Consider the following 14,377-nt stretch of genomic DNA (forward strand, 5'->3'; position numbering starts at 1 on the left):
TGACCGCGCAGCGGTCACTGAAATATTCGGCAAACTGACGCTCAGTATATCGGCCAGGCCCAACAACCGTCGGGCCTTGCTCGTAATTATTGCTAAAAGTTACTCAAACGCTTTCCAGATATCCGTGGCGTACTCGCGAATGGTCCGGTCGGACGAGAACCAGCCCATCCGGGAAGTGCTCAACACCGCCGAACGCCACCATTCCTTCGAATCGTGCCAATGGGCTTCAACGCGCATCTGCGCGTCCCAGTAAGAGTCGAAATCGGCGCAGACCAGGAAGCGATCGTAGTCGATCAGCGAATCGATCAATCCTGTGTAACGGGAAGGATCATCCGGCGAGAACACCCCGCTGCGTATTGCTTGCAGCACGTCATTCAGCCGGTGGGATGCCGCAATATCCGGCGTCGCATTGAACTCATGGTTCTGCTTGCGCGCTTCAACCTGCTGAGCGCTGAGGCCAAAGATGAACATGTGCTCGACGCCGATGCGTTCGGACATTTCGACGTTGGCCCCGTCCATGGTGCCGATGGTCAGCGCGCCGTTCAGGCCGAACTTCATGTTGCTGGTGCCCGAGGCTTCGAAGCCTGCGGTGGAAATCTGCTCCGACAAATCCGCTGCCGGAATGATGCTTTCCGCCAGACTGACGTTGTAGTTGGGCAAGAACACCACTTTGAGCAAACCGCGGACCGTCGGGTCGTTGTTCACCACCCGGGCGATGTCGTTGGTCAGTTTGATGATCAACTTGGCCTGGTGATAACTGGCCGCGGCCTTACCGGCGAAGATCTTCACCCGCGGCACCCAATCGATTTCCGGCTCGGCGCGAATCGCCTGATACAGCGCAACCGTGTGCAACAGGTTAAGCAACTGACGTTTGTATTCGTGGATCCGTTTGACCTGCACGTCGAACATCGCCGCCGGGTTGACCGCAACGCCAAGTCGCTCGTGAATGATGTACGCCAAAGCTTTCTTGCTGTGCAGCCGCTGCTCGGCGAAGGCCTTGCGGAACGCGGCTTTCTCGGCGAATGGTTCCAGACCGAGCAAACGCTCTTCGGGGTTGTCCAGCAGATCCGGGCCGAGGGCATCGACCATCATCGCGGTCAGCTCCGGGTTGGCCTGGTAGAGCCAGCGGCGGAAGGTGATGCCGTTGGTCTTGTTGTTGATCCGGTCCGGGTAGAGTTTGTGCAGTTCGGAGAACACCGTTTTGCGCATCAGCTGCGTGTGCAGGCCGGATACGCCGTTGACGCTGTGGGAGCCAAGGAACGCCAGGTTGCCCATGCGCACGCGGCGACCGTTGTCTTCCTCGATCAGCGATACCGCACGCAGGACCTCGAAGTCATGGATACCCTTGGCCCGCAGCGAATCGATGTGCTGGGCGTTGATCAAATAAATGATCTGCATGTGCCGCGGCAACATCCGCTCCATCAAACCGACCGGCCAGGTTTCCAGCGCTTCCGGAAGCAAGGTGTGGTTGGTGTAGGACAGCGTGTCGACGGTGACTTGCCATGCCGCATCCCACGCGACGTCATAGACGTCGACCAGTTGCCGCATCAATTCGGCCACGGCAATCGAAGGGTGGGTGTCGTTGAGCTGGATCGCGGCATGATCGCCCAGGGTCAGGACCGAGGTGTGCATGTTGCGATGACGGCGCAGCAAGTCCTGCAAGGACGCGGCGACGAAGAAATACTCCTGACGCAGACGCAGTTCCTGGCCGGCTTCGGTGCTGTCCGCCGGGTAGAGCACTCGAGAAATACTTTCGGCCCGGGCGACTTCTGCCACGGCGCCCAAGTGGTCACCGGCGTTGAAGCGTTCCAGGTGCAAATCTTCCATGGCCCGGGCGCGCCACAGGCGCAACGTGTTGACGCTCGCCCCGCGCCAGCCGACAACTGGTGTGTCATACGCAATCGCGCGAACGGTTTCCACCGGGGTCCAGACTTGCTTGGATTTACCGGATTCGTCGGTGACGGTTTCGACACTGCCGCCAAAGCCGATCGTGTAAACGACTTCTGGTCGTTCGAACTCCCAAGGGTTACCGAAATCCAGCCAGTGTTCGGTCTGTTCCTGCTGCCAGCCGTCGACGATGGCCTGGCGGAACAAGCCGTGTTCATAACGAATGCCGTAACCGTGGCCGGCGATTCCGAGGGTCGACATGCTTTCCATGAAGCATGCGGCCAGACGACCGAGGCCGCCGTTGCCCAGCGCTGCGTCGGGTTCCAGCAGGCGGATGCGTTCAATATCGACGCCGAGTTCGGTCATGGCTTCGCGGGCGACATCGAGCAGGCCGAGGTTGCTCAGGCTGTCGTAGAGCAACCGGCCGATCAGGAACTCGAGGGAGAGGTAATAAACCCGCTTCTGACCTTTGCGGTAGATCTGCCGGGTGTGATCCATCCAGTGCTCGACCATGTGATCGCGCGCCGCCAGGGCAATGGCTTCGAACCAGTCGTGGTCGAAGGCGTGATCCGGGTCTTTGCCCACCGCGTAGGTGAGTTTGGTCAAGACGGCGTCGCGGAATGCGGCCACCTCTGCTTCGCGAACAAGTGGTTCTTGAGTCATTGATAGGACCTCGAGCGAGCGTGGAGTAGTTGAGCCTAGATGGTCTGACAGGCCGTTGGAACTCTGGTTCGGCAGTTTTTCCCGTTAGTGTGAGATAGATCGACATTACCTTGCCGCGCACCGGAAAGAATGCAGGGGCCGTGCCGGGTTACAGGTGTTACTGGGCGGACTACGAAAAAATCTGGCGAAAGGTTGTTCAAAAATCCACCAGTCCCGGTATGATCGCGCGCCCTGATGCACGCTGGTAACAACCGATGATGAAGTCCAACCTGATCGCCGCCGCGGAGATCGATCGCCTCGATACCTGGGCCAAGTACTCCGCCCCGATGTGTGGTTCGTGCGTTTCCAGCTGCTGCACCCTGCCGGTCGAGGTCAAGATCAAGGATCTGATCCGTATCGGCATCGTCGATGAATTCGAGCGCGGCGAGCCGCCGAAGAACATCGCCAAGCGCTTGCAGAAGGAAGGGATCGTCGAGCGTTACAACCAGAAGTCCGAGATCTTCACCCTTCAGCGCATGAGCAACAACGATTGCCTGTACCTGGATCGTAAGAGCCGCCTGTGCACTATTTATGAAAAGCGCCCGGATACTTGCCGCAACCACCCGAAAATCGGGCCGCGTCCGGGGTATTGCGCGTATAAGCCGAAAGAAGTGGCGCGAGAGAGCAGTGAGAGCCGTCGGACGCTCGAGAAGTTCTGATCGAGGCTAAGGGCTAATTCTGCGCCGTTCTTGAGAACCACCCCTCACCCCAGCCCTCTCCCCAGTGGGGAGAGGGGGAAAGGGAGCAGATCTTCAAGCTTTTCAAACCTGAGTTCGACTCGATATTTCAGGTCGATGTATCTCGAAAGAACAACTCGGTCAGTCCCCTCTACCCCTTGGGGAGAGGGTTAGGGTGAGGGGTCGATCCCAAGTCATCCGAGATTCTGAACTCCACCATCAATTTTCCCTTCCCCAGACAAACAAAAACGCCCCCGACCTTGCGGTCGGGGGCGTTTTTTTTAGCTGCTAACTAAGTCGAAACTCAGTTACCGGCTTTCTTGGCAGCGCGGGTACGCTCGCTTTCGCCCAGGATCTTCTTACGAAGACGGATGGACTTAGGAGTGACTTCGCACAGTTCGTCTTCTTGCACGAACTCAAGAGCTTGTTCCAGGGTGAAACGGATAGGCGGAACCAGAGCGATGGTTTCGTCTTTACCCGAAGCACGCATGTTGTCGAGCTTCTTGCCTTTGGTTGGGTTAACGCCCAGGTCGTTGTCGCGGCTGTTGATGCCGACGATTTGACCTTCGTACACGTCTTCACCGTGACCCAGGAACAGTTTGCCGCGAGCTTGCAGGGTTTCCAGCGAGTAAGTCAGAGCCTTACCGGTAGCCACCGAAACCAGCACGCCGTTCTGACGGCCGGACATGTCGCCGGACTTCATCACGTCGTAACGGTCGAAGATCGAGGTCAGGATGCCTGCACCGGAGGTCAGGGTCAGGAACTCGTTACGGAAACCGATCAAGCCACGAGCCGGGATGTTGTACTCAAGGCGCACACGGCCCTTGCCATCCGGAACCATGTTGGTCAGGTCGCCCTTACGGATACCGATCTGTTCCATGATCGAACCTTGCGATTCTTCTGGCAGGTCGATGGTCACGTTTTCGTACGGTTCGTGCTTGACGCCGTCAACCATGCGGATGATTACTTCCGGACGACCAACACCCATTTCGAAGCCTTCGCGACGCATGGTTTCGATCAGTACCGAGAGGTGCAGCTCACCACGGCCGGAGACTTTGAACTTGTCGGCGGTGTCGCCTTCTTCAACGCGCAGAGCAACGTTGTAGAGCAGTTCTTTGTCCAGACGCTCTTTGATGTTACGGCTGGTGACGAACTTGCCTTCACGACCGCAGAACGGCGAGTCGTTAACCTGGAAGGTCATGGAAACAGTTGGTTCGTCAACGGTCAGCGGCTTCATCGCTTCGACGTTCAGTGGGTCGCACAGAGTGTCGGAGATGAACAGCGAATCGAAGCCGCTGATGCAGACGATGTCGCCTGCTGCTGCTTCGTCAACGTCTACACGGTGCAGACCGTGGTGACCCATCAGCTTCAGGATACGACCGTTACGGCGCTTGCCGTCAGCATCGATCGCTACAACCTGAGTGTTAGGCTTGATGCGACCACGAGCGATACGGCCAACGCCGATGATGCCCAGGAAGCTGTTGTAGTCCAGTGCCGAGATTTGCATCTGGAACGGACCGTCACGGTCAACTTTCGGCGCAGGTACGTTGTCGACGATCGACTGGTACAGCGGGGTCATGTCTTCAGCCATGGCGGTGTGTTCCAGACCGGCAATGCCGTTCAGGGCCGAGGCGTAGACAACTTTGAAGTCCAGCTGTTCTTCGGTAGCACCGAGGTTGTCGAACAGGTCGAAGATCTGGTCCAGAACCCAGTCCGGACGCGCGCCTGGACGGTCAACCTTGTTGATCACCACGATTGGACGCAGGCCGGCTTCGAAAGCCTTCTTGGTCACGAAACGGGTTTGCGGCATAGGGCCGTCTTGAGCGTCAACCAGCAGCAGAACGGAGTCGACCATCGACATTACGCGTTCAACTTCGCCGCCGAAGTCGGCGTGGCCCGGGGTGTCCACGATGTTGATGTGGTAGCCGTTCCAGTTGATGGCGGTGTTTTTCGCCAGAATGGTAATACCGCGCTCTTTCTCCTGGTCGTTGGAGTCCATCACGCGCTCGTCGTTGAGCTCGTTGCGCTCCAGGGTGCCGGATTGACGCAAGAGTTTGTCTACCAGGGTGGTCTTACCATGGTCAACGTGAGCAATGATGGCGATGTTGCGTAGATTTTCGATCACTTGTGTATCTCGATCAGAGGATTCGGTGTGCTGACAAGTCTTGGCAGCGATTTACAGTAGAGTCAGGCCTTGCCGTTACAGCTTGACGGCAGAGTCGGGGGGCCGGTGACGCAGGCCACAGGCATACAGCCCCGGGCTCTTAGCTCGGTCGATAAACGCGCACATTGGCATGCCCCTCACTGAGCAAATGGTGGGCATGCAGGCGACTCATCACGCCTTTGTCGCAATACAGCAGGTACTGGCGAGTAGGGTCCAGTTCCTTGAAACGAGCGTTCAATGCATAAAACGGCATCGTTTGTACCTCAATGCCAACGAGGCCCAGCGGGTCATCTTCAGCGGCATCCGGATGACGGATATCGATGACGATCTGACCAGCCAGCGCTTCGCTGACTTCTTCGATCTGCAAATCCTGGCCCAATTCGTCGATCACGCGATCGATCGGCACCAGTTTGGCGTTCTCGAGCGCACGCTCAAGTACTGCCATGTCGAACTGTTGTTCTTCGTACTCCACGCGTGGACGCTTGGCGTGGGTCTTGGGGTTCACCGAGATGACCCCGCAGTATTCCGGCATGTGCTTGGCGAAGTCGGCAGTACCGATTTCGTTGGCCAGGTCGATGATGTCCTGCTTGTGACTGGCGATCAGCGGACGCAAGACCAACTTGTCGGTCACGCAGTCGATCACGGACAGGTTCGGCAGCGTCTGGCTCGACACCTGGGAAATCGCTTCGCCGGTGACCAGCGCTTCGATCTCCAGCCGATCGGCAATACGGGAAGCAGCGCGCAACATCATACGCTTCAAAACTACGCCCATATGACTGTTATCGACTTTCCCGAGAATTTCTCCCAGTACTTCCTCGAACGGCACACTGACAAATAACACGCGTTGGGAGCTGCCGTACTTCTTCCAGATGAAATGCGCGACTTCCATAACGCCCAGTTCATGGGCTCGTCCGCCCAGATTGAAGAAGCAGAAATGGCTCATCAGCCCGCGGCGCATGATCTGGTAAGCGGCGACGGTGGAATCGAAGCCACCGGACATCAGAACAAGCGTCTGTTCCAGGGCACCCAGCGGATAACCGCCGATGCTGTTGTGCTGGCTGTGGATCACGAACAACCGTTTGTCGCGAATTTCGAGGCGGACTTCTATTTCCGGCTCTTTCAGCGAGATTCCGGCGGCGCCGCACTGACGACGCAGTTGGCTGCCGACATATTTCTCGACGTCCATCGAGCTGAATTCATGCTTGCCGGCACGCTTGCAGCGCACCGAAAAAATCTTCCCGGCCAACGCGTCACCGAAGTGCTGTTTGCACTTGGCGACGATGTCGTCGAAGTCGCCCAACGGGTATTCATCGACCTGCAGGAAATGCGCGATGCCCGGCATGCAGCTCAGGCGCTCGGTCATCTCCTTCAGGGCTTTGGGCTCGCTGACGCGGGTTTCCAGCTCGAGATTGTCCCACACACCGTTCACCACCACAGCCGGGTCCAGGTCGCGGAGCACGGTACGGATGTTTTTGGCCAACTGGCGGATGAAACGCATCCGTACCGGGCGGCTCTTGATGGTGATCTCAGGGAAGACTTTTACGATTAGTTTCATGAAAACAGCGCGCGCTGGGCCAGCCGAAAAAGGGGGGCGCGGATTATAGCGGAAATTGCTCAAGGTTTAACCAGTTAATGTGCAGAAGGTTTTGCGCGCACCAAAACAGGTCATTTGTGGGATTTGACGCCACATTACAGGGCGCTATTTCCTGCTTTGCTCCGCTTTGCACCTTTATAAGCGTGAAATTGGGGCAAAAAACCCATGGTGGGGCACTGGCATGCAATTTGCTCCCTTGTGAGGCAGGTTGCCTTGGCAGAGTATTCGCGCCGGCATCACCCACATTCTAAGGGCATCCACTACTAAGCCCGAAGCCACCCGGAGGACACTATGTCGAAGTCGGTTCAACTCATCAAAGATCATGACGTCAAGTGGATTGATCTGCGCTTCACTGACACCAAAGGCACTCAGCACCACGTGACCATGCCGGCTCGCGACGCGCTGGATGAAGCTTTCTTCGAAGAAGGCAAAATGTTCGACGGTTCCTCCATCGCTGGCTGGAAAGGCATCGAAGCCTCCGACATGATCCTGATGCCGGACGACAGCACTGCCGTTCTCGACCCGTTCACCGAAGAGCCAACCCTGATCCTGGTTTGCGACGTGATCGAGCCTTCGACCATGCAAGGCTACGACCGTGACCCACGTGCGATCGCCAAGCGTGCCGAGGAATACCTGAAGTCGACCGGTATCGGCGACACCGTATTTGTTGGTCCAGAGCCTGAGTTCTTCATCTTCGACGAAGTGAAGTTCAAGTCCGACATCTCCGGCTCGATGTTCAAGATCTACTCCGAACAAGGTTCGTGGATGTCCGACCAGGACGTGGAAGGCGGCAACAAAGGCCACCGTCCAGGCGTCAAAGGCGGTTACTTCCCGGTTCCGCCGTTCGACCACGACCACGAAATCCGTACCTCCATGTGCAACGCCATGGAAGAAATGGGCCTGGTCATCGAAGTTCACCACCACGAAGTGGCAACTGCTGGCCAAAACGAAATCGGCGTGAAGTTCAACACCCTGGTTGCCAAGGCTGACGAAGTTCAAACCCTGAAGTACTGCGTACACAACGTTGCTGATGCATACGGCCGCACCGCGACCTTCATGCCTAAGCCGCTGTACGGCGACAACGGTTCGGGTATGCACGTTCACCTGTCCATCGCCAAAGATGGCAAGAACACCTTCGCTGGCGAAGGCTATGCCGGCCTGTCCGACACCGCTCTGTTCTTCATCGGCGGCATCATCAAGCACGGCAAGGCGCTGAACGGCTTCACCAACCCGTCGACCAACTCCTACAAGCGTCTGGTCCCAGGTTTCGAAGCTCCGGTAATGCTGGCCTACTCGGCTCGCAACCGTTCCGCTTCGATCCGTATTCCTTACGTGTCCAGCCCTCGCGCTCGCCGTATCGAAGCTCGCTTCCCGGATCCGGCAGCCAACCCGTACCTGGCCTTCGCTGCCCTGGTAATGGCCGGCCTGGACGGTATCCAGAACAAGATCCACCCTGGCGACGCTGCTGACAAAAACCTGTATGACTTGCCGCCTGAAGAGGCGAAAGAGATCCCACAAGTTTGCGGCAGCCTGAAAGAAGCCCTGGAAGAGCTGGACAAAGGTCGTGCGTTCCTGACCAAGGGCGGCGTTTTCAGCGACGACTTCATCGACGCTTACATCGCTCTGAAAAGCGAAGAAGAAATCAAGGTTCGTACCTTCGTACACCCACTGGAATACGAGCTGTACTACAGCTGCTGATCCAGTAGCGCCTGCGCAAGCGGCGTGACAAAAGAGAGGCCTCCTTCGGGAGGCCTTTTTTGTGGGCGTGATTCAGGCCTGACGAAGAACCCCTGTGGGAGCGAGCCTGCTCGCGATAGCATTCGTTCATTCAACATTGATGCTGGATGATCCGCCACCATCGCGAGCAGGCTCGCTCCCACAGGGGTTATGCGGTGTTTGGGTGATTTGGTAAACCATGCCCAAATGTTTACAACTTGGGCTAACTCGCGCCCCTGACCTATGCTGCAACCCAACGCCTTCGCTTCCGGTCAATTTTATGGGTCGTGGTTTTCTACTGATGTTGCTGCTGATCGCCCTGCCCGCCGCAGCGCAGATCTATAAGTACACCGACGCCGACGGCAACACCGCCTACAGCAACCAACCGCCCGATGGCGTGAAGGCTCAGCCGGTCGAGTTGCCGCCGCTTAACAGTGTCGAGCCCCAAGCCCCTTCTGCGCCACCTGTCGAAGCCACCAGCCGCGAACAGCCGCATAGCGCTTACGAGGTGTTGGAGCTGACCAACTTGCCCACTACCGAAGCGCTGCGTGCCAACAACGGCACCTTCACCGTCAACGTGCTGATCAAACCCCGCCTGCAAGGCCCGCATCTGTTCAGGCTGTTGCTGGACGATCAACCTTACGGCCAGCCGAGCAACGTGCCGATCCTGCAACTGGTCAATATTGACCGCGGCACCCATAGCCTTGCGGTGCAGGTGATCGACGGGGAAAACCTCGTGCAGCAAAGCCCCACCGTGACATTCACCGTGCAACGGGCGCATAAGCCGTGAGGCTGTGGCTGCTGATTACCTGCCTGATCACCCTGCCGGTGGCGGCCGAGGTGTTCACCTACGTCGACGCCCAGGGCAATCGGGTCTACACCGATCAGCCAGGTTCCGGCAACGCCAAGCGCGTGCCCATGGCGACGAGTAACCGCATGTCCGCTAACCCTGGCGGCGCAGCACCGGTGATGGCGGGAAAGAAGGCCGATACAAAACCACAGTTCCACTACGACATGCTGAGAGTACTGGTGCCGGAGCCAGACGCTACGGTGCGCAGCAGTGCTGGCGAGATTATTGTCAGCGTCACCAGCGAACCCGGCCTGCAACGCGGCCATCACTACCGATTGCTGCTCGACGGCCAACCCACCGCAGCGCCCGGCCTGAGCCCGGTGTTCGCCCTGAGCAACATCGATCGCGGCAGCCATAACCTCTCCGTTGAAATCCTCGACGAGCAGGGCCGCACGGTCGAACGCACAGCCAATCAGCCGTTCCACATGCTGCGCATCTCCCTCGCGCAGAAGCGCCAGGTCAAACCCTGCGCCCTCGCCGACTACGGCCAACGGCCGGAATGTCCGCTCAAAGACAAACCCGTAGAAGAAAAAAATCCCTTCCTGCGTTTCTTTTAACGCCGCTCAACTTTGCGCACTATATTGGTGCATTTGGATGCACCGTACTCACATCCCAACCCATTTTGGTTCGAAAGTACCCGCCAAAGCTGGCAGAACGCCACGCAAACGAGCGTCAAACGCCCGTTTCAGGCCTTAAACGCTTCTTTTCGGAGCCTTGGTTTGTTTTTTGCATTTTCCTTGTATCGGCGCGTTATTCACGCGCATGCCCTGCTCCAAAAGAGGTCCTGATGACCATTAGCGACGCACTGCATCGATTGCTACTCGACAACCTGACTACCGCCACCATTCTGCTCGACGCCGAACTGCGCCTCGAGTACATGAACCCGGCAGCGGAGATGCTCCTGGCCATCAGCGGTCAGCGTAGCCATGGACAGTTCATCAGCGAGTTGTTCACCGAATCCACCGAGGCGCTGAACTCCCTGCGCCAAGCGGTCCAGCAGGCGCACCCTTTCACCAAGCGCGAGGCGATGCTCACCGCCCTCACCGGCCAGACGCTGACCGTCGACTACGCAGTAACACCGATCCTGGCCAACGGCGCCACGATGCTGCTGCTGGAAGTCCACCCCCGTGACCGCTTGCTGCGAATCACCAAGGAAGAGGCGCAGCTGTCGAAGCAGGAAACCAGCAAGATGCTGGTGCGCGGCCTCGCTCACGAAATAAAGAATCCTCTCGGCGGGATTCGCGGCGCGGCGCAATTGCTCGCCCGCGAACTGCCGGAAGAAAGCCTGCGTGACTATACCAACGTGATCATTGAAGAGGCCGACCGCCTGCGCAATCTGGTCGATCGCATGCTCGGTTCCAATAAGCTGCCGTCACTGGCGATGTGCAACGTCCACGAAGTTCTGGAACGCGTTTGTCACCTGGTGGAGGCCGAAAGCCAGGGCTGCATCACATTGGTGCGCGACTACGACCCAAGCATTCCCGACGTGTTGATCGACCGCGAACAAATGATTCAGGCCGTGCTGAACATCGTGCGAAATGCGATGCAGGCCATCAGCAGCCAGAACGAGCTGCGCCTTGGCCGCATCAGCCTGCGCACCCGCGCCATGCGCCAGTTCACCATCGGCCACGTGCGACATCGTCTGGTGACCAAGATCGAAATCATCGACAACGGCCCGGGCATTCCCGCGGAATTGCAGGAAACCATCTTCTTTCCGATGGTCAGCGGCCGCCCGGACGGTACCGGGCTGGGCCTGGCCATTACCCAGAACATCATCAGCCAGCACCAGGGCCTGATCGAATGTGACAGCCATCCAGGCCACACCACCTTCTCGATCTTTCTGCCACTGGAACAAGGAGCCACATCGACATGAGCCGTAGTGAAACCGTGTGGATCGTCGATGACGACCGTTCTATCCGTTGGGTCCTGGAAAAAGCCTTGCAGCAAGAAGGCATGACCACGCAAAGCTTCGACAGCGCCGATGGCGTGATGAGCCGCCTGGCGCGCCAGCAGCCGGACGTGATCATCTCCGACATCCGCATGCCGGGTGCCAGCGGTCTGGACCTTCTGGCGCGGATTCGCGAACAACACCCACGGCTGCCGGTCATCATCATGACCGCTCACTCCGATCTGGACAGCGCTGTCGCGTCCTATCAGGGCGGCGCGTTCGAATACCTGCCAAAACCGTTCGACGTCGACGAAGCGGTGTCGCTGGTCAAGCGCGCCAACCAGCACGCTCAGGAACAGCAAGGCCTGGAAGTCCCGGTCGCCTTGACCCGTACCCCGGAAATCATCGGCGAAGCGCCAGCGATGCAGGAAGTGTTTCGCGCCATCGGGCGCTTGAGCCACTCCAACATCACGGTGCTGATCAACGGCGAATCCGGTACCGGTAAAGAGCTGGTGGCACACGCGCTGCACCGTCACAGTCCACGGGCGGCTTCGCCGTTCATTGCGCTGAACATGGCGGCGATCCCGAAAGACCTGATGGAATCCGAGCTGTTCGGCCATGAGAAAGGCGCGTTCACCGGCGCGGCCAACCTGCGTCGCGGGCGCTTTGAACAGGCTGACGGCGGCACGCTGTTCCTCGATGAAATCGGCGACATGCCGGCAGACACCCAGACTCGTTTGCTGCGGGTGTTGGCAGACGGCGAGTTCTATCGCGTCGGCGGTCATGTGCCGGTGAAGGTCGATGTGCGAATCATCGCCGCGACTCACCAGAATCTGGAAACCCTGGTGCACGCCGGGAAATTCCGTGAGGACTTGTTCCACCGCCTCAACGTGATCCGCATCCACATTCCACGGTTGTCGGACCGTCGCGAAGACATCCCGACCCTGGCCAAGCACTTCCTCAGTCGCGCCGCGCAAGAACTGGCGGTGGAACCGAAGCTGCTGAAAAGCGAAACCGAGGAATACCTGAAGAACCTGCCGTGGGGCGGCAACGTGCGTCAGCTGGAGAACACCTGCCGCTGGATCACGGTGATGGCTTCGGGTCGCGAAGTGCACATCAGCGACCTGCCGCCGGAGCTGCTGAACCTGCCGCAGGATTCGGCGCCGGTGACCAACTGGGAGCAAGCGCTGCGCCAGTGGGCTGATCAGGCGTTGGCTCGCGGCCAGTCGAGCCTGCTCGACAGCGCCGTGCCGGCCTTCGAGCGGATCATGATCGAAACCGCCCTCAAACACACCGCCGGCCGCCGCCGCGATGCTGCGGTTTTGCTGGGTTGGGGGCGTAATACCCTGACGCGCAAGATCAAGGAATTGGGGATGAAGGTTGATGGTGGGGATGATGATGAGGGGGATGAGGGTTAAACAACCTTTGGCTCTTCGCTGATCTTTAGATCCAATCGCGAGCAGGCTCGCTTCCACAGTGGATTTTGGGTGCTTCACAATTTTGTGATCACCACTGAACCCTGTGGGAGCGAGCCTGCTCGCGATGCTTTTGGGGCCATCGTGCACCGCCGCAATGCACCGTGAACCGCAATCGCGCACGGCAACAGATCCAAAACCCCGCCCGAGTTCACAATCGAACCCCTATCGAAAAAACACGAAAGCCCCGGAATACGGGGCTTTCAACGTTTCAGCGCGACATTCTGTTTCAACTTGTTAAAACCTGGCACGCCCCCTGCAACAGTCCATTCAGTGATTCAGTTCACTACCCGGTTTCGGGGACCTTGGTACAGGCAGGCCGGGGATTCCCCTCTTTTACATCGGGCTCACACCGCAAATAGCGACGAGCCCAAGCAGTTTTGGGGCCCTTGATACAGGCAGGTCAGGGGTTCCTTCTTTACACCGGGCTCACGACGCAATGCGCGAGCCCCGCCGTTTTGGGGACCTTGGTACAGGCAGGCCGGGGATTCCCTCTTTTATTGCTCTCGGAGATGGATCTCCAGCCGCCAGCGGTCATCGACCTCACTACCGGCCCACTCGCCCTGCAGCGGCCGGGCCGCCACCACCGTCAGCAACAACCCCCCATCACTCAAACGCACCCGCCAGTTCACGTCCTTGTCGTTGAGCTTGAGCTGACCTTTCTGTGCCTTGCCTTCAGCCTCGAACAGCAGCGCGAGGCTGCCGTCGACGAACTCGCCGTGAGCCTTGGGTTCGTTGTTGAACCACACCACCAACCCGTCGTTCGTGACCTCGACCTGCTGCAATTCGCTGGGGTCGGGCGTGGTCAGGCGACCGATCATCAGCCCCACCATTACCCCGACAATCGCCAGCGAAGCCATCACTCGCGGGAATAGTTTCGAACGGTTGTCCACGGGCGGCGTAGAATGCCGCTCATCTTTACCTTCGGAGCCGTGCATGTTTCACGTCATCCTTTTCCAACCAGAAATTCCGCCGAATACCGGCAACGTTATCAGGCTGTGCGCCAACAGTGGCTGCCACCTGCATTTGATCGAACCGCTGGGCTTCGAGATGGACGACAAGCGTCTGCGCCGGGCCGGTCTCGATTACCACGAGTATGCCACCCTGCAGCGCCACGCAGATCTTGCCAGCTGTCTGGAAAGCCTCGGTCATCCTCGACTGTTCGCCTTCACCACCAAGGGCTCGCGGCCGTTCCACGATGCCAGCTTCGCCGAGGGCGATGCGTTCCTGTTCGGCCCGGAAAGCCGTGGTTTGCCGGCGGAAGTGCTCGATGCCCTGCCCGGCGAACAGCGCCTGCGCCTGCCGATGCGTGAAGGTTGCCGCAGCCTGAACCTGTCCAACACCGTGGCGGTCGCCGTGTACGAAGGCTGGCGCCAGCTGGGCTTTAAATAACACCGCATAACAAATGTGGGAGCGAGCCTGCT

At 58.6% G+C, this 14,377-nt stretch carries 11 protein-coding genes; 7 read left to right on the top strand and 4 right to left on the bottom strand.

Going from position 1 to position 14,377, the window contains the following annotated elements; genetic code table 11:
• Window positions 1-99 precede the first annotated feature (99 nt).
• Window positions 100-2,550 (bottom strand): glycogen/starch/alpha-glucan phosphorylase, encoded by a 2,451-nt coding sequence (locus tag ACYZUA_RS00750; RefSeq protein WP_461961705.1) that lies wholly within the window; start codon window positions 2,548-2,550, stop codon window positions 100-102.
• A 254-nt stretch (window positions 2,551-2,804) separates the two neighbouring features.
• Between ACYZUA_RS00750 and ACYZUA_RS00755 the strand changes: the two genes are divergently transcribed.
• Window positions 2,805-3,248: a YkgJ family cysteine cluster protein gene (locus ACYZUA_RS00755; protein ID WP_046045571.1), complete on the top strand. Its 444-nt coding sequence runs from the start codon at window positions 2,805-2,807 to the stop codon at window positions 3,246-3,248.
• 322 nt (window positions 3,249-3,570) lie between these two features.
• Here the strand turns inward: ACYZUA_RS00755 and typA are convergent, their stop codons facing one another.
• Both typA and thiI read right to left on the bottom strand, forming a co-directional pair.
• Window positions 3,571-5,391, bottom strand: coding sequence for a translational GTPase TypA (typA, locus tag ACYZUA_RS00760; protein ID WP_461961706.1), 1,821 nt, complete (start codon window positions 5,389-5,391; stop codon window positions 3,571-3,573).
• A gap of 139 nt (window positions 5,392-5,530) precedes the next feature.
• Complete coding sequence (gene thiI / locus ACYZUA_RS00765) at window positions 5,531-6,985, bottom strand: tRNA uracil 4-sulfurtransferase ThiI (protein ID WP_046045569.1); 1,455 nt, start codon at window positions 6,983-6,985, stop codon at window positions 5,531-5,533.
• 330 nt (window positions 6,986-7,315) lie between these two features.
• Between thiI and glnA the strand changes: the two genes are divergently transcribed.
• From glnA to ntrC, 5 genes are all read left to right on the top strand, one after another.
• Window positions 7,316-8,722, top strand: a complete 1,407-nt coding sequence (gene glnA, locus ACYZUA_RS00770; RefSeq protein WP_419113757.1) for a glutamate--ammonia ligase — start codon at window positions 7,316-7,318, stop codon at window positions 8,720-8,722.
• 298 nt (window positions 8,723-9,020) lie between these two features.
• Complete coding sequence (locus tag ACYZUA_RS00775; protein ID WP_461961707.1) at window positions 9,021-9,530, top strand: DUF4124 domain-containing protein; 510 nt, start codon at window positions 9,021-9,023, stop codon at window positions 9,528-9,530.
• The gene (locus ACYZUA_RS00780; RefSeq protein WP_461961708.1) at window positions 9,527-10,147 is read left to right on the top strand and encodes a DUF4124 domain-containing protein; all 621 of its coding nucleotides are present in this window, start codon (window positions 9,527-9,529) and stop codon (window positions 10,145-10,147) included. The genes ACYZUA_RS00775 and ACYZUA_RS00780 overlap by 4 nt, the downstream gene beginning before the upstream one ends.
• 230 nt (window positions 10,148-10,377) lie before the next feature.
• Window positions 10,378-11,463, top strand: a complete 1,086-nt coding sequence (gene glnL / locus ACYZUA_RS00785; protein ID WP_008149435.1) for a nitrogen regulation protein NR(II) — start codon at window positions 10,378-10,380, stop codon at window positions 11,461-11,463.
• Complete coding sequence (ntrC, locus tag ACYZUA_RS00790) at window positions 11,460-12,896, top strand: nitrogen regulation protein NR(I) (RefSeq protein WP_008149434.1); 1,437 nt, start codon at window positions 11,460-11,462, stop codon at window positions 12,894-12,896. Before glnL ends, ntrC begins: the two co-directional genes overlap by 4 nt.
• Window positions 12,897-13,450: 554 nt before the next feature.
• Here the strand turns inward: ntrC and ACYZUA_RS00795 are convergent.
• Window positions 13,451-13,891 carry a hypothetical protein gene (locus tag ACYZUA_RS00795; protein ID WP_461961709.1) on the bottom strand — a complete coding sequence of 147 codons (441 nt, stop codon included), beginning with the start codon at window positions 13,889-13,891 and terminating at the stop codon, window positions 13,451-13,453.
• Here ACYZUA_RS00795 and ACYZUA_RS00800 point away from each other — a divergent pair.
• Complete coding sequence (locus tag ACYZUA_RS00800) at window positions 13,890-14,345, top strand: tRNA (cytidine(34)-2'-O)-methyltransferase (RefSeq protein WP_007949025.1); 456 nt, start codon at window positions 13,890-13,892, stop codon at window positions 14,343-14,345. The two genes, ACYZUA_RS00795 and ACYZUA_RS00800, sit on opposite strands and share 2 nt — an antisense overlap.
• The last annotated feature ends 32 nt before the right edge of the window (window positions 14,346-14,377 follow it).

This window comes from Pseudomonas sp. LS2P72 (assembly GCF_054897865.1).